Raw genomic sequence first — 23460 nt, 5'->3', positions numbered from 1 at the left:
TTATTCATTTATAATCATATTCGTTCACAATTGTTGATTTCAAAAATTTTTACTACATTTATCTACATTTTATTAGGGACACTTTTTTATTACTTTACATGGATTTCCTACTGCTATAGAATTTGATTCAATATCTTTTGTTACAACACTACCTGCTCCTATTACCACATTATCTCCTATTGTAACACCTGGTAAAACTACAACATTTCCACCTATCCATACATCATTTCCAATTTTTATTTCTTTTGCAAATTCTAGTCCACTATTTCTAATGTCTTTATTTAAAGGATGTCCAGCTGTATAAAATCCACAATTTGGAGCAATAAATACATTGTCTCCAAAAGTTACTTTTGCACAATCTAAAATTACACAATTATGATTTGAATAAAAATTATTTCCAATTTCTATATTATAACCATAATCACAAAAAAAGTTAGACTCTATACAAAAACTACCTGTAACCTTTCCAAAAAGTTTTTTTATTATTTCTTCCTTTTTATCTTTTTCTTTAGGTCTGCAATTATTATATTCAAAACATAATTCTTTTGCATTTTCTCTATCATTTACTAATTCTTGTACTCCTGCATCATATAATTCACCTAAAATCATTTTTTCTTTTTCTCTCATTATTCTCTCCTTTTAACTATAATAATAAATTCATCTATAATTTATTTACATTTTCATATAAATAAATTTTAGATGAATCATTTAATAATCTCTCTCTTTCAAAAGATATTTAACTATTTAATACTTTTTGCTTAGCTATTTGAAATTCTTCCTCTGTTAAAATTCCACTTTCTTTTAAATTAGAAAGTTGTAATAATTTCTCAACTAAATCTTCTTTAATTTTAGGAACTTCCTCTTCTCTATATTCTACTTTAGGTTGATAAAGTTGTTGTTTAAAATATTCTAATTGATTATTTACTTTTTCAACAAAGCTTCTTCCTGAAGGCTTAGAAACATTTGATATTAATATAAATTCTCCACCTATCCAAATTTTTAAACTTCCTAAAACTAACCCACTATCAAATTCAACAGATTCTATTTTATCTAAACTTATATTTTTTGTTTTAAGATCAATTAAACCTTTGTATACAAATAATAATCTCTTATCTGTTAAATTTATTAACCATCTGTTGTTCTCATAAAATCCATCTATTGAAAAAATAAGTTCTTCCTCTTCCCCTAATAAGTTTGGCAATTGCTCAACAGATTTTTTACTAAATCTATTCGAATTCTCCATATATCTTATTTTTTCAAAAACATATTTTTTATTTCTCATAAGTAAACCTTCTTTTTAACTATAAATTTCTAAATAATACATATTTTTATTTTTTCCATTATATCATAACTTTTTAAATAATATATATTATTTATTTTTATTTTCCATTTTAGTAATATTATATTTATTTTCTACATCAATTTTCCACTTAGTAAATATAAATAAGGAATAACCATTAAATGATTATTCCTTATAAACTATATATTTTGTATTTCTTTTATCATTTCCTTAGTTGTTAATATTCCAGGTCCACCTAGATACCATACATTTGTATCTAAATAGATAATTTTATTGTTTTTAAATGCATTCATATTTTTTGTTAAATCATTAGTTAAAACATCTTTTGCTTTAGGAGCATTTTTATTATTTCCTATTACCTCTTTATCTACTACAAATAAATATTCTGGATTTTTATCTAAAAGATATTCATATGAAATAGTTTGTCCATGATCAGCTTTATCTATATCTTTATCAGCTGTGTCATATCCAAATTGCTCATAAACACTTCCAAATCTTGACTCTTCACCAAACACTGTAATTTCATTATTATAAACCATAGTAACTAAAGCATTTTTGTTTTCTTTTTGTACCTTTTCTTTTACTTCTTGAACACTTCTATCTATTTCAGCTAATTGTTTATCTGCAAAATCTTCCATACCATAAATTTCTCCAAGGATTTTAACATTATTTTTTAATGATTTGAAGTGATCATTATTTTCTGTTCCTAATCCTATTGTAGGTGCTATTTTAGATAATTCATCATAAAAACTTCCTTGTCTACCTTCTATTATTATTAAATCTGGCTTAAGCTCATTTATTTTTTCTATATTAAAGTTTTTAAGACCACCTAAATCTATATATTTATCATCTTTATATTCGCTTAAATATGTTGGTAAATTTTCTTTTGGAATTGCTATTGCTTCTTTTCCCATAACTTTCATACTATCTAAAGATGAATAATCTAACACAACAACTTTTTCAGGATTTTTTGGAACTTTTGTAGTTCCATATCTATGTTTTATTTCAATAGTTTCAACTTTTTTAGATGCACCTGATAACTCCATATCACTTTTTGCATTTGCTTTTTTTATTCCAAATCCTACTCCTAAAGTTCCTATAATTACTGCACAAACTCCTATTAATATTTTTTTATTCAAATTCTATCTCCCCTTTTTAAAAATATACACATATTTTATCTGCATCTATATTATGAATGTGAAAATCAATTTCATAAGCATCTTCTAAAATTTCTTTTTTTATAACATTTTCTTTAGTTTCATTTATTATCACTTCTCCTTCTTTAAAAATAATTATATTATCTGAATATTTGGATGCAAAATTTATATCATGTAAAACTATTATTATAGTTTTATCTTTTTCCTCAGCTAAATTTTTTAGCCTTTTCATTATATTAACTGAATGCTTCATATCAAGGTTATTTAAAGGTTCATCTAAAAGAATATATTCTGTATCTTGTGCAATGACCATTGCAATATAAGCTCTTTGTAATTGTCCTCCACTAAGCTCATCTATATATTTATCTTTTATCTCATATAACTCCATATATTCTAAAGCCTCTTTAACTATAATTTTGTCCTCATTATTTATATAACCTTTAGAATGAGGAAACCTTCCAAACTCAACTAATTCTTGTATAGTTAATCTCATTATTATATTGTTACTTTGCTTTAAAATCCCTATTTTTTTTGATAAATCATCTTCATTCCATAAAGATAATTCTTTGTTATCTATAAAAATTTTTCCTGAGTCTTTTTTTATTGTTCTAGATATCATTGATAATACCGTACTTTTTCCTGCTCCATTTGGGCCTATAAGAGAAGTTATTTTATTTTTTTCTATATTAAACGAAACATTATTTACAACTTTTTTATTTCCATAAGACTTATTTAATCCTTCTACTCTTATCATTTTTCTTTCCTCCTTACTAATAAAAATATAAAATATATACCCCCTATAAAATTAATTATTATACTTACTGTGCTTTTATAATTTAATATTCGTTCTACAAACAATTGTCCACCTAATAATGCAATTACACTTACAATAGAAGAAACTAAAATGATATATGTATGTTTATAAGTTCTTAAAATTGCATATGTAATATTTGCTGAAAGTAATCCTAAAAAAGTTATTGGACCCACTAAAGCCGTGGATATTGATATTAATATGCTTATAATAATTAAAACCTTTTTGGTTAAATAATCGTAATTTATTCCTAAATTTATTGATATATCTTTTCCTAAAAGCATAACATCTAACTTTTTTAAATCATCCCATATAAAAGGAATAATAAGTAACAATACTATTACTGCAATAAGTAATATATTTGAATTTATATTATTAAAACTTGCAAATATTTTATTTGTTAGAGCATCAAATTCATTAGGATCTATTAATACTTGCATAAACATAGATAAACTTTTAAAAAGTGTTCCAAATACAACTCCAATTAACAATAAAAAATAAATATTTTTATCATTTTTAAATAATACTTTGAATAATATTACTGATAATAAAACCATAACTGCTGTACTTAAAGCAAAATTAATATTTTTATCAATAAAGAAATAACTATTTATTCCAAATAAAAATACTATTAAAGTTTGTATCATATTATATAAAGAATCTAATCCTATAATACTTGGCGTTAAAATCCTATTATTAGTAACAGTTTGAAAAAGTACAGTTGATGTACCTATAGAAATTCCAGTTAAAAATATAGAAAATATCTTTTTCAATCTTAAATTTAAGCTATAATCATAATTTAATTTATTTAATCCTATAAAAATAAACATAATAACAACTACTATTAATGTAAAAAATAAAATACTTATTTTTCTTTTATCTTCTTTATGTAAATTTCTCATTATTTCTCTCCCCTAAAAATCAAATATAAGAAAACAAAACTACCTATAACTCCAACTATTAAATTTATAGGGATTTCATATGGATATATTATTAATCTCCCAATTATGTCACATGTTAATAGAAAAATTCCTCCTAAAATTCCAATTTCCCAAATATTATTTTTTAAATTATCCCCCTTTCTAATTGATACAATATTCGGTATTATAAGCCCAACAAAAGGAATACTTCCTACTGTAATTACTACTAGAGATGATATTATAGAAACAATAATCACTCCAATATTTAATGTCCTTTCAAAATTAACTCCTAAATTAGTTGATATATTTTCTCCCATTCCTATTACGGTAAATTTACTAGCATATAAACCTGATATAATGAGAAGTGGTATACTAAGCAGTATTAACTCATAATTTCCCTTTATAACTCCTGAAAAATTTCCTTGAAGAAAGCTTGTCATATTTTGAATCAAATTAAATCTATAACCTATAAAATCTGTAACTGCTCCTATTACTCCTCCAAGAGTTATTCCTATTAGTGGTATAAAAATATTGTCTTTTACTTTTATTTTTTTCATTATTTTCATAAAAATAAAAGTCCCTAAAATAGAAAAAATAAATGATATTAACATTTTTCCTAATATCCCTACTTGTACAAAAAATATTGTTGAAAATAATGCTCCAAGTTTTGCTGAATCTATTGTTGCTGATGTAGTTGGAGATACAAATTTATTATTACTAATTTGCTGCATTATAACTCCTGCAATACTCATTCCAACTCCTGCTACTAATATAGAAATTAACCTTGGGAATCTACTTATAAATAAAATATTTAACTTTTCTATATCTAAATTAAAGACATCTTTTATAGCAATATCTTTTACTCCTATAAAAAGAGAAAGAAAAGATAAAATTATTAATATAATCATTAATAGTTTTTTATTCATACATGTTCTCCTTACAATTTATTAACACTTCGTTAATGATTATAATTGATAACTATTCTCATTGTCAATTATTTTTTTACTATTAATTTTTAATTTTAATAATTTAATGTTCAATTTATTAAAAATAATAAAAAAAAATAAGACTACTTTTAAGCAATCTTATTTTTTAAATATTTAATTAACTCCAAAATTTATTTTATAATTTTTATAAAAATTCCTTCTCTTAATTTTTTTATTGCATTTTCTGTTTTAACTTTAGAAATTTCGGATTTTTCTGATAAGCTAAAAATACTATTATCTAAACATATTGTAGGATCTATCATTCTAACTTTATTTTTTATATGTAAATCAAATTCATTTTTATTCTCTTCTAATTTAGGAATTTTTTTTAATGTATTCATTAATTTAGACACAGCTTCAAATTTAGAATTATTTAATTTTTCTAATAAATATAAATCATCTCTTAAAAAATCATCTTCTTTTATTTCACCTAATTTCATACCTTCTTTTATAGCTTTGCTTAATATATCATTGCCAAATATATTAATAGGATTCATAAAATAATCTATAACTTCTTTATAATAAGCTTCTACAAACCATTCACCTATTTCTATTGATTTTATTACTATTTCTCCATTTTCAACATCTAAATTTTCTAAAAATTTATCTATTTCATGTTTAGAAATTAATTCTGCTTTATATAAATCTCTAAGAGTATAATCTACTCTATCTGCACAGAGTTTTGGTGCCTTTATTTCTAAAATTGTCCATTTTTCTTCATTAAAAAGTATATCTTCATAATTAAAACCATATTTTTCTAATATTTTCGGTATTTTAGAATTTTCTATAACATCTTTAAAGATTTTTTCATGATAATCTTCATTTTCATTTTCTAAAACAAAATCAATAACATGTGAAAAGGCAGTATGAGATATATCATGTAATAATCCTGCTATCTGTTCTTCTATAGTTCCACCTAACATTCTTATAAGAATCATTGTTCCTAGAGAGTGTTCATTTCTTGTTACATTCCACTTTGGATTAACTAAATGACTTCCTCCACCGTGATATATATTTTTAAGTCTAATAAATTCGTCAGTTAAAATTATTTCTTCTAATATATCTTCTATCTCATATTCTCCATAAATATAATCACTAATTTTCATAATATTCACCCTTTTAATTAAAAATTTAATTATACAGATTAATTATAATATATTTTATATAAATATATTGTTAATTAATAAAAATTATCGTTTTCTATAAACAAATATATACTACTATATCCTTATAATTTAATAAAGGAGTGTTTTTTATGAAATTAAATAATAATACTATTTTAATTACAGGAGGTTCTAAAGGAATTGGTTTTGAAATGGCAAAAAAATTTCTTCAACTTAATAATAAAGTTATTATATGTGGTAGAAGTGAATCAGCATTAAAATCTGCCAAAAATGAACTTAAAGATGTTTATACTATAAAATGTGATATAAGTAATTCAAATGATAGAAAAGAACTTGTAGAAACTATAAAAAAAGAGTTTCCTTCTCTTAATGTATTAGTTAATAATGCTGGTATACAAAGAGATGTAAATTTTAATTCTAATTTTGATGATTTACATAATCTAGATGAAATATCTATAAACTTTGAAGGTCCTATTTTCCTTATAAAAGAACTATTACCTTTAATAAAAGAAAATAATAACCCTTGTATTATAAATGTTAGTTCTCAACTTGGGTTTTTCCCAATGGCTAAAATGCCTATATATTCAGCAACAAAAGCTGCAATGCACTCATTTACTAAAAGCTTACGTCATCAATTAAAGGATTCTGTTGAAGTAATTGAAATTATACCACCTGCAGTAGATACTAATCTTAATCCTGAAGGCAGAAAAAAAGGTAATTTCAAATTTGATTTAAAAACGCCTGAATATGTAGAAGATGTTTTTGAAAAACTTAAAGAAGAATTGTTGGAGATTTGTTACAAAGATAATTTAGAAAATATAAATAACTCAACAAAAAAAGATATAGACTCTATATTTGAAAAAATGAATAATAGATAAAAAAATAAATGGAGTTTTTTCTCCATTTATTTTATATAAATAATTTTTCTTTTTTATAAAATCTTCTAAGTACAATTATTATTATTATACCTTTTAATATACTTGTTACACTAATAGCCCACCAAATACCATCTATTCCAAGCATATTTGGTTTTGATAAAAAATATGCTAATGGCACTCTAAGTCCTGTTAGTATAATACTTATTATTGATGGTATATGTGTTTTCGATACTCCATTAAAAACTCCTGAAGTAGTTATTTCTAGACACATAAAAATTTGAGAATATCCTAAAATTTTAAGATATGATGTTCCAGTTATTATAGCTTCTTTTTCAGGAATAAATATTGAAAATACTATATCTCCAAAAAATATTAAAAGTATTGAAGAAAATATTCCAACACCTAAAGCTATTGCTAAAATAGATTTATATCCTTTCATTATTCTTTCAAACTTTTTTGCTCCAAAGTTTTGTCCAACAAAAGTTCCTAAAGCTATTGCTAATCCTTCTGTTGTCATCCATGATATAGATTCTATTTGTGAGCCTACCTTTTGAACAGCTATTGGAACTGGTCCAAAATGAGCTATTATTCTTCCAAGTATCATTGCAAATACTGTGAACAATCCACTTTGAAGTGCAACTGGTGTACCTATCTTACAAATATTCCTTATATACTTAGTATTAAACTCTTCAAATATATTTATCTTAAATAATGTATTATTAGATTTAAATATTAAAAATATAAATAATACAGAAACAAAAATTTGAGATATTACAGTTGCTAATGCGGCTCCTAAAACTCCAATTCCATTAAAATTACCGAATCCAAATATAAAAATAGGATCTAATATTATATTAACAACTAATCCTGATGTATTTATAAAAAATGGAATTTTACTTTCTCCAATCGCATTAAATATAGATGTGAAAACTGGATTTATAAAATAAAATGGTAATCCAAAAGAAATAGCAATTAAATATGTCTTTGCTAAATCTATAACTATTTCATCACCTAAGTTAAAAAATCCTATAAGTGGATTATTAAATATAATCATTGTTATAGAATATATTATTGATAAAATTAAATTTATCTGAATTGAAGCTCTAACATATTTCTTAACTTTTTCAAAATCTTTTTTTCCGAAATTTTGAGAAACCTTTATCTCAGCTCCCATTTTTGATACTATAACAAATGCCATTGCAAACCAAGTAAAAAATCCCGCTGTTCCTACAGCAGCAACAGCAGAACTTCCTATTCGTCCAACCCAAATCATATCTATCATGCTATATGCCATTTGTATAAAAGAAGTACCCATTATAGGTAAAGCTAAAATTAATAGCTTCTTTATAATAGGTCCTTCTGTAAGATTTAACCCTTTAACCATATATATGTCCCCCTGAAAAATTTTATTTTAATTTATGTTGAATTCGCGTATTTTGTATAGATGCCACTACTGGCTTCTTATATTTTACTATAAGTAATCCTGTTATAACACCTAAAATAGCAGCAATTATTCCTATTATAACTAATGCTCTAATCATTTTTTTACTATCCATAATTCATTTTCTCCCATTTATTAAATTCTTCATTAAATTTAAAAATCATATTAGATTAATATAATTATTAAATTTAATATTCTCTAAGTTATCAAGACATATAGTATGTTAAATGGCGAATTTTGTCAAGAATAGCAGTATTCTTTAAATTAATCTTATTAATCTATATAATCTTTTGATTCTTTTTATTAATCTTCAATTTTAAACAATTACATATAATACTCTATTAAATTTACACTTTAGCACTATATAAAATTATCAATTTATATTTAAAACTATATACTCTTTTAACAAATTTTCTTAATTAACAAAGATTTATTTCCTTGATATTATTATTTATGTTCTTAAATTAAATATTTAAAATTATTTACAGCAAAAGAGGATGTTTATGAAAAGCAAATTATTTACTAAAGAAGATTTAACTTTTATAATCCTTATTGGATTAGCATTAGGTTTCAGGCAAATTGCTATGAACTTAATAACCCCTTTTGTAGGTATTTATTGTAATTCATTATCAGATGGAACTTTAGCTCTTGCAGGAATAGCATTGGGGATTTTTGGCTTAACTCAAGGTTTATTTCAAATTCCATTTGGTTCATGGAGTGATAAATATGGCTATAAAAAAATGATATTAATTGGTGTATTTCTAATGTTAATTGGTATTACTGTTGCAACATTTGCAAACAATGCTTATGTTTTTATCTTTTCTAGAGCTTTACAAGGTGCAGGTGCTATAACTTCTGCTGGATATGCATGGCTTTCAGGTAGCTTAAGCATTGAAAAGCGAGCTGATGCTATAAGTATAGTTGGAGTAATTATAGGTATATGTTCTGCATTTGCTTTAGGTGGCGGACCTATCCTTAGAAAATTTATGCCAGTTAGAGGATTACTTATACTTGCAACTATTGCAATTCTAATTATGTTTTTCTTGATTTTATTCTTTTTAAAAGACTTAAAAAAGGATGGAAATGAGGAAAAAAATATAAAGAATACTGTATCAGCAAAAGAAAGTTTTGCTTACATAAAAAAACTTTTTAAAAATAAATGTTATGTCGCTGTTATAGTTATTGCATTTATTAATGGTTTTGTTGGTATTTCAGGAATGTTTATTATACCAGAGTATATAAATAGATTAACTAGCTCTGAAAATATGTGGATGATTTTTACTCCAGCAATAATAATAGCAATAATTATTATGAGATTTTCTACAAGATTTATAAAAAAGGGATTTGGAAAAGAATTAACTGTAGTAGCAACTTTATGCCTTTTCTTTGGATGTTTAATTTTTATTGGACATAAAAATATGATTTTAGTTGGATTAGGCGCTGTTGTTTTACTATCTGGATATAATATATTATTTAGTTTAATTCCAACTATTATAAATAATATATCTAATAATAAATTTAGAGGTATATCTAATGGTTCATCAAACTTAAGTTTTTATGTTGGTGACTTTTTAGGAACTACTATAGTAGGTTCTCTTTGGAAACTTCATTCAAATGTAGCTTTACTTATTTTAATATGCGCTTCTTTTTTAGCTTTATTATTTAGTATATTTATAATACCAACATTTAAGAAAATTAAAACTGTTGAATAAAAATAAAAGTCATAGAATTAATTCTATGACTTTTATTTTAAATTTGAAATTTTTTAATTTCTCCATCAATAAGAACTTTTACTTCTTTATCATCCATTTCATAAGCTCCTATCATTCCACTCTTATATGTACCAAAATCAATGTTTATAATTTTAGAGCCATGTTCACTTTCTTTAAAAATACTATCTTGTATAGGATTTTCAACATAATAATCTGTGTTTTGTATAGGAGTATGCCCTATTACTCCAGTATATTCTGAAGGTATCTTTATACTGTCTTTTAAAAATGCTGAATCCCATAAATATCTTCCCCAAAGAAATCTTTCATCTTTTTCAGCTCTTGCAAGTATAAATTGGATTTCTTCATCACTATAATCTTTACCAAAGTAAAATCCTACTCCTGCATGAAATATTATATGTTCATCTATTAGCATCCATTTTGGACATTCTTTTAGATATTCATAAAATTCCTTAAATAAATCTCTACCACTATGTCTGTTAAATCTTCTTATTTCTTGAATAGTTTCAAAACCTCCATTTGCTAACCACAATGATACATCTTCATCTTTATGAATTTTACATTTAACTTCTTCTCCATCTTCATTTTTATAAATAGCATCTCTTATATCTAAATCTTCATTTAAATCTACTTTTTCATAAGCCTTTATAAACATTTCTTCATGATTTCCAAGAATTAAATTTACATTATCATTCTGTAATACGAAATCTATAAGATAGGCTGAACCTATGCATCTATCAATTAAATCTCCATTTATATATAAATCATCTTCTTCCGAAAAATTTATTTTCTCTAAAAACTCTGTAAATAGCTTGTATTGCCCATGTATATCGCTCATTATATACTTCGCCATAACACCGCCTCCTAAAGTATTAAATGTAATTTACTTTACATATTAATTATACCGTTAACTCTATTCTCGTACAAGTTTTAAAAAATTAAAAAGAGTTCGATTATAAATCGAACCCTTTTATTTTAGGCTATTGCATTTTCAAATTTTAAATATTCTGCTTCAAATTCTATTTCTCCATCAAAAATCTTATTTAAATATATTTTTAAATAAAGATTACAATTGTTCTCTAATATATTACAATCAACAATATAGGCCATTCCTTCTCTTGTTTTTAATATAAATTTATTTGTTTTGCTAACATTTTTTGTCTCTATAACAAGATTTACTGAATCTCCTGCCTTTATTTTACAAGCTTTTGCTTTCCTTCCTATATCATTTAAGTATTTAAGTTCAAGTCCTAAAATATCCTTATTAGTTTTATTTTCAATAACCACATTTAAACTTTCTGGTATAAAATACATAAGCTCTCCCCTTACCTTTGATAACCTTTACATCTGTATAATTATTATATTCTACAAAGTTTTAATAATTCCTTTTTCTTTTATAATATTTTAAAACTATTATTTCCCTTATCTATATGAATAATTTTATATGACTTTGATAAAACTATATAAAATTACATGGAGGTGGGCAATTTGGATTATTTTAAACTTCTATTTGATAAAGCTTTTTTAGGTTTTGCTTTATTAGGTTTATTCTCAACTATACTTAGTTTATTTTTTGAAAGAAGTATAAGTAATTTTTTATTTTTAATCTTTTTTTCATTAATATGTGTAAAAAAGTTTTATGACTTTAAAATTTTAAAAGACAAGAAAAAGCTGAATTAATTGTTCAGCTTTTTAATTTCTAAAATATTAACTAATAATATCTTTTTATTTGTATGTTCTTTTTATATCTTATTAATATATTAAAAGCTCATATTATTTTAATATAAATGTATTTAAATAGTTTTCTATATCTTCTTTATTTTGTAAATTCATAATATTTAATATATTATATTTTTTTATATATTCAACTTCAATAACTAGTATATAATCTTTTATAAAGATAAAATCTAACCAAATCTTATCTTTAAAAGGTAGTATTAACTCTAACTTTTTAGATTTTCTTTTTTTTATCCAAGATAATTCCTCTATTATTTTTTCTGTATTAACGCCTAAATTTATATTTTGATTATTTATAATGCAAATTGCTTTATTCTCTTTATTTATTTTTAAATCTTTATTTGTTAAATCTAATACTATTTTTTCTAAATTAATTTTATCTGCTTTTATTTTAAAACTATATTTTAAATACTTATATCTTTCACTTTTCTTTTGTAAGTATTTTAACTTTTTATCTAAGTATTTTATTTTTTCACTTATATAAAATATTTCACCTGATTCTCTTACTATTAAATCTTTATTTTTTATAGATATATCTTTTCTTAATACATCTAATTTTCTATATATTTCTTTTTTATTTGATTTTTTTTCAATAAAATATCCTATATTATATATTTGCCATTCTTCTAAATCACTTATATTATCCTTTAATAAAAAACCATCTTCTATTTTTTCTATACTTTCTATATGAAGCTCTCTTTGTAATTTATAAAATATTTTTATTATCTCTATTATATAGTTAATTAAAATTTCTTTATCCATACCTTTATCCTCAACCTTTTATAAATTTCTTTATTCTTTTATTTTAATTTTAAATATAAATTTTTTTAATTTGGTACGCTTAGAGCGTAATATAAAAAAAGTATGATAAAAATTTTTTTATCATACTTTTTTATTATATTAGGCTTTTAAAAAATCCTTTTTCTTTTAAATTCTTAAGTATTATTTTAAATCTTTTTTCCTTTTTATAACCAAATCCATCTAATAAATTTAAAATAAGTCTACTTATTGCTGTATATTCTCTTAAATCCCTTGTCCCTTTTAATAACTCTCCTAAAGTTTCAATATCTAATGTAGATAAAGAATCCGCTCCTATATCCTCTCTGTTACAGTGCTTCTTCATAGTATTTAATATAACTATTGTGTCTTCACTTGATATACTACCCATTATTTTTGTAAATAATATTACTTTTTTTATACTACCTGATTTTCTAAATTTATTTTTTAATATACTAAATGCTTCATCCATATAAATATTAAAAATATCAATTAAATATACTCCATCTTCTTTAACATCTTTAAATATTTTTTTATGCAACATATTTACTGATAATTCTATAATAGATAATCCTTTCTTTTTACTTCCAACTATAAAACGAAGGTTATCTTCTATTTTATTTATTAAATCTTCTCTAGTAAATTTTTCGCATTTTTTCTTTTCTCCATTTAACCACATAGATAAAAATATACTATTTTTCTTTATTAATTTATAATTTTTATTTTTTATATCTTCTGTAATTATATTTGTTAAAATTAAATCATCTAAATCTAATTTTCTAAAGCTTTTGTTTAAAAATTTATATTCATTATTTATTTTTTCTACATTTGCCATTTCATATAGCTTATCAGTATCATTCATTATTTTAAACATTTCTCCAAGATAATTTAAATTTTCTCGTACTCCATTTAAAATTTCTTCTGCTTTTACAACTGATGCTACATCATCATCTACGCCAAATATTTCTTTATTATTATCTATAGTTTCTTCAATTAAAGTTATAAGTGGATCTGCATTCATTTTCTTTAAAGCTATCATTTTTTCTTTATCATTTTTTCCTTGTTCTTCTAGATAACTTACTTTATCTTTATATACCTTTAATTCCTTTTCTAATTCTTTTATTTCTTCTTCTCTTTCTTTTTTTGATATTTTTAGTTTTTCCTTCATTTCTAATATTTCTTTTTTAAGCTCTTCTTCATTAAAAGAATAATCTTCTTTTTTTATTTCAGTATTTTCAATTATATTATTTGGAACTTTAAATTCTTCATTAAAAGTCATAGGTAATTTTTTTTCTATATTTTTTAAATACCAAACTATAAACTCATAGGTATATTTAAGACAATTTAAAACATCAAAACTTGAATCTACTTCATGAGCATATTTATTTCCTGCAAATCTTATATATTCAAGCTTCGAAAACATAGTTTTAGGAATCATCTCTTTTATATAATTTATATTTCCTTTTAAACTTCTATTTCCTGCCTCTTCATAAGCTGAAATTCCACTCTTTGAAAAAATCATTTCTTTTATGAAGTATTCTAAAATTTTTCTACAATCTATAAAAATTATACTATTATTTCTTTTATCATTAAAAACTATCTCATCATTTTTTAAATAGCCATAGAATTTTTCTAAATTCGTATTTTTAACTATCTCAAAGTTTAAGCTTTTTTCCATAAGTTCCACCTCTGTTATCTTTTATATTAATTATATCATCAAGCTTTATAAAATAATTAAAAAAGACTATTTTAAAAACCTAAATTTTTAAAATAGTCTCTTGATTAATTTGGTTATTTTAATTAATTTAATTTTATTTCTGCTTGAACCTTATCACTAAACATATTGTCTTTATATAATAAAGTTAAATCTTTATCTCCTTTTGGAGCTTCAAAAGAAATTGTCCCTGACACTTTTCCTCCTGGAGATAATTTCCCACTATTTAAACTTGTTTTTGAATCAACAGTTGTAAAAGATTGATCTGTTATTTGTCCTTGGCTATTTTTAAGTGAATAATCTAATGGATTATATGAAATTTCTTTATCTTTATCATTATTTATAGCTACTTTAACTATTATAAACTCATTTCCATCTTTAGGTTTATCAAATTCTGTTCCATTTGACTTTTTAACCTCTTCAACCTTTAATTTCATCCCTTTTATATCAACAGTATCCCCCACTTTATATTCCTTTGCTTCTTGTGAAACCTCTTGTTTTTTATTGTTTTCAGTAGTACTATTCGTTTCTCCTCCACATCCTACTAATCCCAAACTCATTGTTAAAACTAAAATTGCCCACCATCTTTTTTTCATTTATAAAGTCCCCCTTATTTTTATATTTGACTATTAGTCGCTTTTATTTTTTTCACTTTTGAATATCCTATAAATGATAAAACTATCATTGGTACTATAAATATTGCATATAGGAAAAATACTGCTGCTCCAACACAGAAAAGTATTGCTCCTGTAAGAACAAAACCTGCCTTATTTATAAATGCTCCAACTAAAGTAAATATACTTGCCAATAATACCAATATCATTTGTGGCATAACTAACGCTGATGCAATTGCGCCTCCTAAAGCTTCTGCATCACTTGTTGTATTAACAATAGCTCCCCCAAAATGAGCCATTAAATAAATTGTGTATAATATTCCTAAAACTCCTGCTATAATTGCTGCCTTACTTTTTTTCATAATTTTTCTCTCCTTATTTTTTTAATTTCCTCTGACAATACTAATTATATAAATCCCACAATTTTTTTTGGTACGCTTAAAGCGTACAATACTAAAAAATTTTAATTTTTATTCATTTTAAAATTTATTTTATTCTATATAACTTTTAAATCATCTAAAAACTAATAAATCTCTAATCTCATAATAAAAAAACATCCTTGATTAAATCTTAATCAAAGATGTTTTTCTTTATAAAAATATATAGCTTTTTTAAATTTCTTATTTATTGCATTAAAACTCCTGCTATTAGAGTAATTACACTAAAATATATTACTCTTCCAATTACTTTCTTATATAATATTTCACTATTTACAAGAGGAATATATTTATTTAGTGTAAATCCACTTCCAATTATAATTTCTGGCAAAATAATCATATAAGTTGCCAAAATTAAATCTTCTAAAAGCTTCGTATAAAAAAATTGTGAATATCCAAAAAAGGCTGTAAAATACCATAAGCTAGCCAGAATCATAAAAATTATATTTCCACTTCTATACCCAACAATATATTTAAAAAACCATTTTGGCTTTATATGAATAAAATTATTTATCTTTTTTATATTTATATTTTTTATTTTTTTATTATCTATAATTTTTTTATCTTTAAAAACTTTAATTTTTTCTCTAGTCTTTGCTTTATTTAATGCATCTTTAAATTGGTCTAAATTTTGATATCTATTTAATCTATCAATTTGAGTCGCTTTTAAAATTATTTCTCTTAATTTTCCCTCTACTATTTTATTTTTAGGAAAATCTTTCACTAAAATAAAATTTAAAAGAACTCCAATACTATAAATATCACTTCTTCCATCAGTTTGCGCAAAACCAAATTGCTCTGGTGATGCATATTCTTTTGTTCCTAATATAACAGTATCATGCTCACATTCATCTTTTAATACTCTAGATACATCAAAATCTATAAGCTTAACTATACCATCACTACTTATCATTACATTACTTGGTTTTATATCTCTGTGAATTAGAGGCTTGTCCATTCTATGCAAATCATATAAACCATCACAAATTGAAATACAAATATCTATTGCATAATCTTCATCTATATAATTTTCTTCTAATATTTTTTCTAAAGTTTTTCCATGTACAAACTCTTCTATTACTATTAAATTTTCTCCAATTATAAAATAATCTATTATTTCTGCTCTATTTTTATTTTTTAATCCTTTTAGCCTTTTATATACATCTAAACATTCTTTTTTTAATATCTTCTTTATATAAATTTGTTGACTTTTTGAATTGCTAACTAAATAAACTTTGCCTTCAGATATTGTTTTTATATCTTCATATAAGCTCAGCTCATATTCTTTTAACAAATCCTCCATTTTTTATCCCCTTTTCTTGATTTTGTAACTATAAAATTATATCATAATATTAGTTAATAATAAAAGTTTCATATAAAAGGATGTGTTCTATTTAATGTCTACTAAAACTTCTGATTTAGAAAGTTTATTAACTTCATTAAAAAAAGATACTGATTTAGATAAATTTTTAGATTCAAATAAAGATATTTTAGATACCATTACATTTAGTGAATACTTTAATAATATATGTAAAGAAAAAAATATAAAAAAAAGTATCTTAATAAATGATTCTAATATGAGCAGATCTTATTGCTATGAAGTTCTAAGAGGAGATAAAATTCCTGATAGAGATAATGCTCTAAAACTTTGTTTAGCTGCAAAATTAAATTTAGATGAAACAAATAGAGTTTTAAAACTAACTAATAATGGATTGCTTTATCCTAAAATAACTAGAGACTCTATAATTATTTTTTGTATTTCTAAAGGATATACACTTTTGCAATTAGATTATTTACTTTATGAAAAAGGACAACAAACACTTTGTAAAGAATAAAAAGCTATCTAAAGTTTTTTCTTTAGATAGCTTTTATTTTTATCCTACATTTACTTTTATTTCTGTTAATTGAACTTCTTCTTCTTCCTCATTAACTTTTAATTTGTATTCATTTGTAAAACTTTTTCTATTTGTTTTTCCATCTTTAGTTATATCATAAGTTTCATCTACTATAACTGTCCATTCCTTTTTACTATCATCAAATTTATTACTCTTTATATAGCTTGTAACATATTGCTCTGATATTTCTGAATCATAAATTCCCTTAATATTTTTTACTTGTTCTTTATAAATTTGACTTCCAGGATATAAATAATCTTCTACATAACTAAAATCATTATAATTAACTGCATTTGCAAAATTATTTAAATATTCTTGTATTACTTTTGGAACTTCCTTTGAATACTCATTATAATCTATTCCTTTCTCTTGCTCTACTTCTAAATTTATTTCTCTTGAGTTATATACTCTCTCTTTATTACTAGTTCTAATTTTTCCGTCTTTTTCTATAACTGCTTGTACTACTGTTCCATTTTCAAGACCTACTATAGTATCTATATCTTTCATTTTTTTATTTGTCTTAACTCCATCAATTATAAGTATTGCTTCTTTTTCATTACACTTTATAGTTGTTTTATTAATATTTTCAAAAAGACTTACTTCTTTTACTTTTTCACCATAACAAAGATCTACACTTTTTAAATCATCTAAATCTACATAATCATTTTTTAATTTACCTTCTATTTCATAACTTCCTGGTACTAAAGGTCCTATTTTATCAGAATCTGTTTTAGTTTCAATAGTTTCTCCATTATACTTAATAATATAATCAGCTCCATCTAACTTTTCATCAAATGTAATATATCTAGAACTTATATTTATATAATATTTTTCTCTTAAACCACTTTTCTTTTTAACTAAATTTACTTCATTATATATACTACTTCCAAAATCAATTGGATTAAATTTTATTTTTACAGCCTGTGAATTTAACTCTTCTATAGTTAAATTTAAATCTGCTAAATTATTTTTATAACTATCTATAAGAATTTTTATATTATCATCATTTAATTCTAAATTTTCATCTTCTGCTGATAAAATCTTTTTTAAATCTTTAACATTTTCTTCTGATATTCCATTATAAAATTTTTCAACTACTTTTTCTGGAGAATCAGTTTTAAACAATGTAAATCCACAAACTAAAAATAATAATAAAACTCCTGCTATTGCACCTATAACTTTTTTACTTAATGGCTTATTTTTTACAAAAGATTTATCTAATTTAACCTTTGAATTTTTATCTTTTTTATTTTCATCTCCTAAATTAGATTTTATATTACTATTCCCATTTTCTATATTTAAAGGCTCTCCGCAACCTTTACAGAACTTTTCATCACCCTTAAGCTCTGCTCCACACTTTTTACAAAATCTCATATGTTCTCCCCCTACAACCCATATTTATTAATACTTTATTCATATTTTGCATTTAGATTATATCATCATATATTACTATTTTCTACTAGTTTTTTATTATTTACATAACTAACTAATAAAATCTATTTTATTAATATTTTAATAACAATATAAAAGCTATATTGACTATAACGCTACTTGATAGTTTATAGTTTAATTGTAATAATCATAAATAAGTATTTATATAAAAAAATTATATAGAACAAAGGAGGAAATATTAATGAGTAAAAAAGCATCTAAAATTTTATTAGTTATGTTTTTATTAGGAATTTTTATGGGTTCATTAGACACAGCAATTATTTCACCTGCTCGTACAATAATGGGTAATACATTACATATATCTGCTGATGCTAGTATATGGATTATAACTTTATATTCTCTTATATATGCAGTATCTATGCCTATTATAGGTAAACTTGCAGATAGACATGGCTTAAAAACTATGTTTACATTTAGTATTTTATTATTTGGAATAGGTTCACTTTTATGTGGAATATCAAACTTTTATAATAGCTTCTCTTTCCTTTTAATAGCTAGAGCTATTGAAGCAATTGGAGCTGGTGGTGTTATGCCAGTTGCAACAGCTTTTGTTGGAATGAGTTTTCCACCAGAAAAGCGTGGAGCTGCTCTTGGAATGGTTGGAGGTATTAATGGTATTGCTACACTTATAGGACCTTCACTTGGTTCATTTATTCTTGATACTTTTGGCGGAAACAATTGGCATCTATTATTTTTTATAAATATACCAATTTGTATAGTTGTTCTTATTTCTTTAATAACAATTAAAGTTGATAAATTTGAAACTACTAAAAAAGCTTTAGATATATATGGAAGTATTGTTTCAGGATTATTTATAGTCTCTCTTATGTTATTTATAACAAACTTAAATTTTGTACATTTATGGACTAGCTTTAAATCAGTAAAATGCTTCCCTTATTTAGTAATTGCAATTATTTTACTTCCAATACTTATATTTGTTGAAAGCCGTGCTGAAGATCCAGTTATAAATTTAAAATATTTTAAAAGACGTGAAATGCTATCAGTATTTATAATTGCATTTTTAGTTGGTGCAGGACTTATGATTGTTGTATTTTTACCTCAATTCTGTAGTAATGTATTAAAATTAAAACTTGGATCAGGAGGATACTTCGTAACTCTTATGGCTGTATTCTCTGGTTTTGCTGCTCCTTTTGGTGGAAAACTTATAGATAAATTTTCTGCTAAATTTATACTTGTTACTGGATTTATCTTTACTATTATTGGTACTCTTACTTTAGCTTTAATTGTAACATCTACTTTAAGTGTAATTCCACTTGTTATTGGATTAGCTTTTATGGGACTTGGAATAGGATTTACTATGGGAACTCCATTAAATTATGTTATTCAAACTTCAGTTCCTAAAGAAGAGATTGGTTCTGCTCAATCAACTCTTTCTTTAATAAGATCTCTTGGTGTAGCACTTTCACCAAATCTTTTAGTAGGATTTATTTCTGCTGCTGGGGCTGATGTTTCTGGAAAACTTATGGCAGTTCTTCCTAAAACTCACGGGTTAACACATGCTATATCATCTGGTGTATCTGGATCATCTATGGTTAACTCATTCCAAAATGCAAATGTTACTACAATATTCTCTTTAGTAAAGAACTTTGTATCAGAACAATTTAATAAAATGGCTCCTCAATTATCAGAAGGACTTAGAGGAGTTCCATTACATCAAAGAACTAATATATTAGCTAGTATGAAAGAAAATTATATACATCAATTAGATGGATTACGTATTACTATTGAAAATATATATCAAAAAACAATGAATAGTGGCTTTGAAAAAATGTTCTTAACTCTTTGTTTAATTGCAGTTATAGCATTAATAGTAGCATTATTCTTACCTAATAAGAAAAAAGAAATATCAAAATAATAAAAAGCTCTTACAAATAAAATTGTAAGAGCTTTTTTATTATAAAATTTTATAGTTTATTCACATAATTACCTAACTTTGTTAACTAATTATAGCTTTCACTATTGTATACTTTTTATAGTAATAATTAATAAATACTACTTAAATTCATAATATTTTTATAGAAAAGAGGAATTTTATTTTGAAAAAAATAAAAGGTTTCTACATAATATTTTTAATAATTATTTTATGGTTTATTGTTTGTAAGTTAAACCTTTTTAGTAGTTACATACTTCCCTCACCTAAAATGGTTTTTAAATCATTTTTAGATTTATGTAAAAATGGTAGTTTAGCTAGTGATGTTGGAATAAGTCTTTTTAGAGTATTTTTAGGATTCTTTTTAAGTGCTCTATTAGCCATTCCACTTGGAGTTTTGTTTGGTGTTAAACCTAAACTATATGATTATTTTAAAACTCTGTTTGAGTTTTTAAGAAATACTCCTCCACTTGCGCTTATTCCTATGCTTATACTTTGGTTTGGTATTGGAGAAACATCTAAAATAATAGTAATAATATTAGCTTCATTTTTCCCAATATTCCTAAATACTTTAGATGGAATTAAAAACTGTGATAAAAAACTTATTGAAGTTGGTTTGGCTTTTAAATTATCTAAAGAGGATTTATTGCGAAAAATAATATTTCCTAGTTCTATTTCAAATATTTTAGTTGGCTTAAGGCTTGGTCTTGGATATTCTTTTAGAGCAATAATTGGAGCTGAAATGATTGCTTCTTCTTCTGGTCTTGGATATTTAATATTAAATGCTAAAGCTCTTTCTAGAAGCTCTGAAGTAATCGTTGGAATAATTGTTATAGGATTACTTGGAATAATAACAGATTTTTTATTTAAGATAATTTCTAAAAAATTAACTAAGAAATTTGGAGGAAATACTTATGAGTTCAAATAAAATTAAAATAGAAAATTTGAATAAGTCATTTAATTCTAAAAATAAAAATATAAATGTTTTTAAAAATTTGAATCTTGAAATAGACTTATCTAATATAACTGTTATTTTAGGAAAAAGTGGATGTGGGAAAACCACTTTAATTAGATGTATCTCTGACTTAGAACCTTTTGATTCTGGTTCAATTAAATACATATCTAATGAAAATTTTAAACCTAAAGTAGGAATGGTATTTCAAGAAAGTAGACTTATGCCTTGGCTTTCTGTAAAAGAAAATATTTTAATCCATTCACAAGAAGATAAAGATATAAAAAACATATTAACTCTTTTAAAATTAGATAATATTGAAAATTCTATGCCTTATGAATTATCTGGAGGTATGGCTCACAGAGTTTCAATTGGAAGATCTTTAGCTTTTAATCCAAATATTCTAATTATGGACGAGCCTTTTGCAGCACTTGATTATTTCACTAGAATTGATTTACAAAAAGAAGTAATAAATATCTTTAAAAAAACTAATATTGGAATAATTTTTGTCACTCATAACATAGAAGAAGCTTTATCTATTGCTACTAAAATAATAATTATGAAAAATGATAATTCTATTGAAAGTTTTTCAATAGAAAAAGATTTTAATAGAAATTTATCATCTGAATATTTTGTAGAATTAAAAATAAAAATTTTAAATTGTTTAAAGGAGACTTAAAAATGAAAAAAGGAAAAATAATAGGTATTATTATATTAATAATTATAATAATAGCTGGCTTCTGTATATATAGCTATAATAAAAAAGAACAAGTTAAAGAGGTTTCCCTAACTTATGTTACTGCTCCTCTTAATGTTCCTTCAATTGTTGAAAAAAATGAGCAAATGTTCACTAAAGAATATGCTAAAAAAGGAATTAAGGTTAAATATTATGATATAACTTCTGGTTCAGAACAAACAGCTGCACTAGCTTCTGGAAATCTTGATTTCCTTAACGCTGTTGGTGGAACTTCTGCAATTTTAGCAGCTTCTAATGGAGTAAATTTAAAAATACTTAGTGTTTATAGCAGAGCTCCTCAAGGATTTGTTATAGTAACTAAAGATAAATCTATAAAATCTGTTAAGGATTTAAAAGGACTTAAGATTGGTGGTCCTAAAGGAACTATTTTAAATCAACTTCTTGTAGCTGCTCTTAAGAAAAATGATATGAATTTAAAAGATGTTGATTATATTAACATGGGAATTCCTGAAGCTATGGCTGCTTTAGATAATGGAAGTATTAAGGCTGCTCTTTTAGCTGGTCCTGCTGCTTTAAAAGCTGAAGAAAGTGGTGCTCATGTAATTTGTGATGGTAAAGGACTTATAAGTGGTCTTATTGTTACTGCTGTTAATGAAAACTTTGCTAAAGCACATCCTGATTTAGTAAATGACTTTTTAAAAGTTCAAAAACAAGCTATTGATTATATAAATCAAAATACTGATAAAGCTCTTGAACAAACTTCTAAAGTTGTAGGTCTTACTAAAGCTCAAACAGAAAAAATGTATTCTTGGTATAACTTTAATCCTACTATAACACAATCTGATATAACTGCTTTAGAAAAAACTCAAGATTTCTTAATTAACAGTGGAATGCAAACAAATAAAATTGATATACCAAGTTTAATATATCATAATTAAAATAAAAAA

At 23.8% G+C, this 23460-nt stretch carries 24 protein-coding genes; 7 read left to right on the top strand and 17 right to left on the bottom strand.

Features of this window, described 5'->3' with window-relative positions; all coding sequences use genetic code 11:
* Positions 1 to 72 precede the first annotated feature (72 nt).
* The 7 genes from HMPREF1092_RS05215 to HMPREF1092_RS05185 form a co-directional block, all read right to left on the bottom strand.
* Positions 73 to 627 (bottom strand): sugar O-acetyltransferase, encoded by a 555-nt coding sequence (locus HMPREF1092_RS05215; RefSeq protein ID WP_002597582.1) that lies wholly within the window; start codon positions 625 to 627, stop codon positions 73 to 75.
* A 109-nt stretch (positions 628 to 736) separates the two neighbouring features.
* Positions 737 to 1282 (bottom strand): PH domain-containing protein, encoded by a 546-nt coding sequence (locus HMPREF1092_RS05210; protein ID WP_002597581.1) that lies wholly within the window; start codon positions 1280 to 1282, stop codon positions 737 to 739.
* 197 nt (positions 1283 to 1479) lie between these two features.
* Positions 1480 to 2439, bottom strand: a complete 960-nt coding sequence (locus HMPREF1092_RS05205) for a siderophore ABC transporter substrate-binding protein (RefSeq protein ID WP_002597580.1) — start codon at positions 2437 to 2439, stop codon at positions 1480 to 1482.
* Between the two features lie 16 nt (positions 2440 to 2455).
* Positions 2456 to 3211 carry an iron ABC transporter ATP-binding protein gene (locus HMPREF1092_RS05200; RefSeq protein WP_002597579.1) on the bottom strand — a complete coding sequence of 252 codons (756 nt, stop codon included), beginning with the start codon at positions 3209 to 3211 and terminating at the stop codon, positions 2456 to 2458.
* Positions 3208 to 4170, bottom strand: a complete 963-nt coding sequence (locus HMPREF1092_RS05195) for an iron chelate uptake ABC transporter family permease subunit (RefSeq protein ID WP_002597578.1) — start codon at positions 4168 to 4170, stop codon at positions 3208 to 3210. The genes HMPREF1092_RS05200 and HMPREF1092_RS05195 overlap by 4 nt, the downstream gene beginning before the upstream one ends.
* Entirely contained in the window at positions 4170 to 5114 is a 945-nt protein-coding gene (locus HMPREF1092_RS05190; protein WP_002597577.1) for an ABC transporter permease, read from the bottom strand. Before HMPREF1092_RS05190 ends, HMPREF1092_RS05195 begins: the two co-directional genes overlap by 1 nt.
* Before the next feature lie 191 nt (positions 5115 to 5305).
* Positions 5306 to 6280 carry an HD domain-containing protein gene (locus tag HMPREF1092_RS05185; protein ID WP_002597576.1) on the bottom strand — a complete coding sequence of 325 codons (975 nt, stop codon included), beginning with the start codon at positions 6278 to 6280 and terminating at the stop codon, positions 5306 to 5308.
* Positions 6281 to 6429: 149 nt separating this feature from the next.
* On the opposite strand from HMPREF1092_RS05185, the gene HMPREF1092_RS05180 reads away from it, so the two are divergent.
* Positions 6430 to 7176, top strand: coding sequence for an SDR family oxidoreductase (locus HMPREF1092_RS05180; protein WP_002597575.1), 747 nt, complete (start codon positions 6430 to 6432; stop codon positions 7174 to 7176).
* A 31-nt stretch (positions 7177 to 7207) separates the two neighbouring features.
* Here HMPREF1092_RS05180 and HMPREF1092_RS05175 read toward each other — a convergent pair whose 3' ends face one another.
* Both HMPREF1092_RS05175 and HMPREF1092_RS17140 read right to left on the bottom strand, forming a co-directional pair.
* On the bottom strand, positions 7208 to 8560 hold the full coding sequence (locus tag HMPREF1092_RS05175; protein WP_002597574.1) for an MATE family efflux transporter: 1353 nt from the start codon (positions 8558 to 8560) through the stop codon (positions 7208 to 7210).
* A 22-nt stretch (positions 8561 to 8582) separates the two neighbouring features.
* Positions 8583 to 8732: a hypothetical protein gene (locus tag HMPREF1092_RS17140; protein ID WP_002597573.1), complete on the bottom strand. Its 150-nt coding sequence runs from the start codon at positions 8730 to 8732 to the stop codon at positions 8583 to 8585.
* 388 nt (positions 8733 to 9120) lie between these two features.
* Between HMPREF1092_RS17140 and HMPREF1092_RS05170 the strand changes: the two genes are divergently transcribed.
* The gene (locus tag HMPREF1092_RS05170; RefSeq protein ID WP_002597572.1) at positions 9121 to 10329 is read left to right on the top strand and encodes an MFS transporter; all 1209 of its coding nucleotides are present in this window, start codon (positions 9121 to 9123) and stop codon (positions 10327 to 10329) included.
* Positions 10330 to 10366: 37 nt separating this feature from the next.
* Here the strand turns inward: HMPREF1092_RS05170 and HMPREF1092_RS05165 are convergent, their stop codons facing one another.
* The 7 genes from HMPREF1092_RS05165 to HMPREF1092_RS05130 all read right to left on the bottom strand — a co-directional run bounded on the left by HMPREF1092_RS05165 (position 10367) and on the right by HMPREF1092_RS05130 (position 16929).
* On the bottom strand, positions 10367 to 11200 hold the full coding sequence (locus tag HMPREF1092_RS05165) for a metallophosphoesterase (protein ID WP_002597571.1): 834 nt from the start codon (positions 11198 to 11200) through the stop codon (positions 10367 to 10369).
* 122 nt (positions 11201 to 11322) lie between these two features.
* Complete coding sequence (locus tag HMPREF1092_RS05160) at positions 11323 to 11661, bottom strand: hypothetical protein (RefSeq protein WP_002597570.1); 339 nt, start codon at positions 11659 to 11661, stop codon at positions 11323 to 11325.
* Between the two features lie 459 nt (positions 11662 to 12120).
* Positions 12121 to 12846, bottom strand: coding sequence for a hypothetical protein (locus HMPREF1092_RS05150; RefSeq protein ID WP_002597569.1), 726 nt, complete (start codon positions 12844 to 12846; stop codon positions 12121 to 12123).
* 133 nt (positions 12847 to 12979) lie between these two features.
* On the bottom strand, positions 12980 to 14539 hold the full coding sequence (locus HMPREF1092_RS05145; protein ID WP_002597568.1) for a DUF4145 domain-containing protein: 1560 nt from the start codon (positions 14537 to 14539) through the stop codon (positions 12980 to 12982).
* Positions 14540 to 14661: 122 nt separating this feature from the next.
* Positions 14662 to 15171 carry a DUF4352 domain-containing protein gene (locus HMPREF1092_RS05140; RefSeq protein WP_002597567.1) on the bottom strand — a complete coding sequence of 170 codons (510 nt, stop codon included), beginning with the start codon at positions 15169 to 15171 and terminating at the stop codon, positions 14662 to 14664.
* A gap of 20 nt (positions 15172 to 15191) precedes the next feature.
* Complete coding sequence (locus HMPREF1092_RS05135) at positions 15192 to 15551, bottom strand: hypothetical protein (protein ID WP_002597566.1); 360 nt, start codon at positions 15549 to 15551, stop codon at positions 15192 to 15194.
* Between the two features lie 262 nt (positions 15552 to 15813).
* Positions 15814 to 16929, bottom strand: coding sequence for a serine/threonine-protein kinase (locus tag HMPREF1092_RS05130; RefSeq protein WP_002597565.1), 1116 nt, complete (start codon positions 16927 to 16929; stop codon positions 15814 to 15816).
* Between the two features lie 94 nt (positions 16930 to 17023).
* Between HMPREF1092_RS05130 and HMPREF1092_RS05125 the strand changes: the two genes are divergently transcribed.
* Positions 17024 to 17461 carry a hypothetical protein gene (locus HMPREF1092_RS05125; RefSeq protein WP_002597564.1) on the top strand — a complete coding sequence of 146 codons (438 nt, stop codon included), beginning with the start codon at positions 17024 to 17026 and terminating at the stop codon, positions 17459 to 17461.
* Positions 17462 to 17500: 39 nt separating this feature from the next.
* Here HMPREF1092_RS05125 and HMPREF1092_RS05120 read toward each other — a convergent pair whose 3' ends face one another.
* The gene (locus HMPREF1092_RS05120; RefSeq protein ID WP_002597563.1) at positions 17501 to 18895 is read right to left on the bottom strand and encodes a TcaA NTF2-like domain-containing protein; all 1395 of its coding nucleotides are present in this window, start codon (positions 18893 to 18895) and stop codon (positions 17501 to 17503) included.
* 259 nt (positions 18896 to 19154) lie between these two features.
* On the opposite strand from HMPREF1092_RS05120, the gene HMPREF1092_RS05115 reads away from it, so the two are divergent.
* The 4 genes from HMPREF1092_RS05115 to HMPREF1092_RS05100 all read left to right on the top strand — a co-directional run bounded on the left by HMPREF1092_RS05115 (position 19155) and on the right by HMPREF1092_RS05100 (position 23451).
* The gene (locus HMPREF1092_RS05115) at positions 19155 to 20849 is read left to right on the top strand and encodes an MFS transporter (RefSeq protein ID WP_002597562.1); all 1695 of its coding nucleotides are present in this window, start codon (positions 19155 to 19157) and stop codon (positions 20847 to 20849) included.
* Positions 20850 to 21030: 181 nt separating this feature from the next.
* Positions 21031 to 21792, top strand: coding sequence for an ABC transporter permease (locus HMPREF1092_RS05110; protein ID WP_002597561.1), 762 nt, complete (start codon positions 21031 to 21033; stop codon positions 21790 to 21792).
* Positions 21779 to 22495, top strand: coding sequence for an ABC transporter ATP-binding protein (locus HMPREF1092_RS05105; RefSeq protein ID WP_002597560.1), 717 nt, complete (start codon positions 21779 to 21781; stop codon positions 22493 to 22495). Before HMPREF1092_RS05110 ends, HMPREF1092_RS05105 begins: the two co-directional genes overlap by 14 nt.
* Positions 22496 to 22497: 2 nt before the next feature.
* Positions 22498 to 23451: an ABC transporter substrate-binding protein gene (locus HMPREF1092_RS05100; protein ID WP_002597559.1), complete on the top strand. Its 954-nt coding sequence runs from the start codon at positions 22498 to 22500 to the stop codon at positions 23449 to 23451.
* The last annotated feature ends 9 nt before the right edge of the window (positions 23452 to 23460 follow it).

This window comes from Clostridium thermobutyricum (genome assembly GCF_000371465.1).
In the GTDB taxonomy this organism is placed as follows: domain Bacteria; phylum Bacillota; class Clostridia; order Clostridiales; family Clostridiaceae; genus Clostridium; species Clostridium thermobutyricum.
Note: the sequence above shows the minus strand (reverse complement) of the source record. Positions and strands in the feature narration are given on the sequence as shown.

Excerpts from the sequence above, each read along its gene's own strand:
- HMPREF1092_RS05215 (WP_002597582.1), bottom strand. The coding sequence starts at position 627 with ATGAGAGAAAAAGAAAAAATGATTTTAGGTGAATTATATGATGCAGGA.
- HMPREF1092_RS05210 (WP_002597581.1), bottom strand. The coding sequence starts at position 1,282 with ATGAGAAATAAAAAATATGTTTTTGAAAAAATAAGATATATGGAGAAT.
- HMPREF1092_RS05200 (WP_002597579.1), bottom strand. The coding sequence starts at position 3,211 with ATGATAAGAGTAGAAGGATTAAATAAGTCTTATGGAAATAAAAAAGTT.
- HMPREF1092_RS05195 (WP_002597578.1), bottom strand. The coding sequence starts at position 4,170 with ATGAGAAATTTACATAAAGAAGATAAAAGAAAAATAAGTATTTTATTT.
- HMPREF1092_RS05190 (WP_002597577.1), bottom strand. The coding sequence starts at position 5,114 with ATGAATAAAAAACTATTAATGATTATATTAATAATTTTATCTTTTCTT.
- HMPREF1092_RS05185 (WP_002597576.1), bottom strand. The coding sequence starts at position 6,280 with ATGAAAATTAGTGATTATATTTATGGAGAATATGAGATAGAAGATATA.
- HMPREF1092_RS05180 (WP_002597575.1), top strand. The coding sequence starts at position 6,430 with ATGAAATTAAATAATAATACTATTTTAATTACAGGAGGTTCTAAAGGA.
- HMPREF1092_RS05175 (WP_002597574.1), bottom strand. The coding sequence starts at position 8,560 with ATGGTTAAAGGGTTAAATCTTACAGAAGGACCTATTATAAAGAAGCTA.
- HMPREF1092_RS17140 (WP_002597573.1), bottom strand. The coding sequence starts at position 8,732 with ATGGATAGTAAAAAAATGATTAGAGCATTAGTTATAATAGGAATAATT.
- HMPREF1092_RS05170 (WP_002597572.1), top strand. The coding sequence starts at position 9,121 with ATGAAAAGCAAATTATTTACTAAAGAAGATTTAACTTTTATAATCCTT.
- HMPREF1092_RS05165 (WP_002597571.1), bottom strand. The coding sequence starts at position 11,200 with ATGGCGAAGTATATAATGAGCGATATACATGGGCAATACAAGCTATTT.
- HMPREF1092_RS05160 (WP_002597570.1), bottom strand. The coding sequence starts at position 11,661 with ATGTATTTTATACCAGAAAGTTTAAATGTGGTTATTGAAAATAAAACT.
- HMPREF1092_RS05150 (WP_002597569.1), bottom strand. The coding sequence starts at position 12,846 with ATGGATAAAGAAATTTTAATTAACTATATAATAGAGATAATAAAAATA.
- HMPREF1092_RS05145 (WP_002597568.1), bottom strand. The coding sequence starts at position 14,539 with ATGGAAAAAAGCTTAAACTTTGAGATAGTTAAAAATACGAATTTAGAA.
- HMPREF1092_RS05140 (WP_002597567.1), bottom strand. The coding sequence starts at position 15,171 with ATGAAAAAAAGATGGTGGGCAATTTTAGTTTTAACAATGAGTTTGGGA.
- HMPREF1092_RS05135 (WP_002597566.1), bottom strand. The coding sequence starts at position 15,551 with ATGAAAAAAAGTAAGGCAGCAATTATAGCAGGAGTTTTAGGAATATTA.
- HMPREF1092_RS05130 (WP_002597565.1), bottom strand. The coding sequence starts at position 16,929 with ATGGAGGATTTGTTAAAAGAATATGAGCTGAGCTTATATGAAGATATA.
- HMPREF1092_RS05125 (WP_002597564.1), top strand. The coding sequence starts at position 17,024 with ATGTCTACTAAAACTTCTGATTTAGAAAGTTTATTAACTTCATTAAAA.
- HMPREF1092_RS05120 (WP_002597563.1), bottom strand. The coding sequence starts at position 18,895 with ATGAGATTTTGTAAAAAGTGTGGAGCAGAGCTTAAGGGTGATGAAAAG.
- HMPREF1092_RS05115 (WP_002597562.1), top strand. The coding sequence starts at position 19,155 with ATGAGTAAAAAAGCATCTAAAATTTTATTAGTTATGTTTTTATTAGGA.
- HMPREF1092_RS05105 (WP_002597560.1), top strand. The coding sequence starts at position 21,779 with ATGAGTTCAAATAAAATTAAAATAGAAAATTTGAATAAGTCATTTAAT.
- HMPREF1092_RS05100 (WP_002597559.1), top strand. The coding sequence starts at position 22,498 with ATGAAAAAAGGAAAAATAATAGGTATTATTATATTAATAATTATAATA.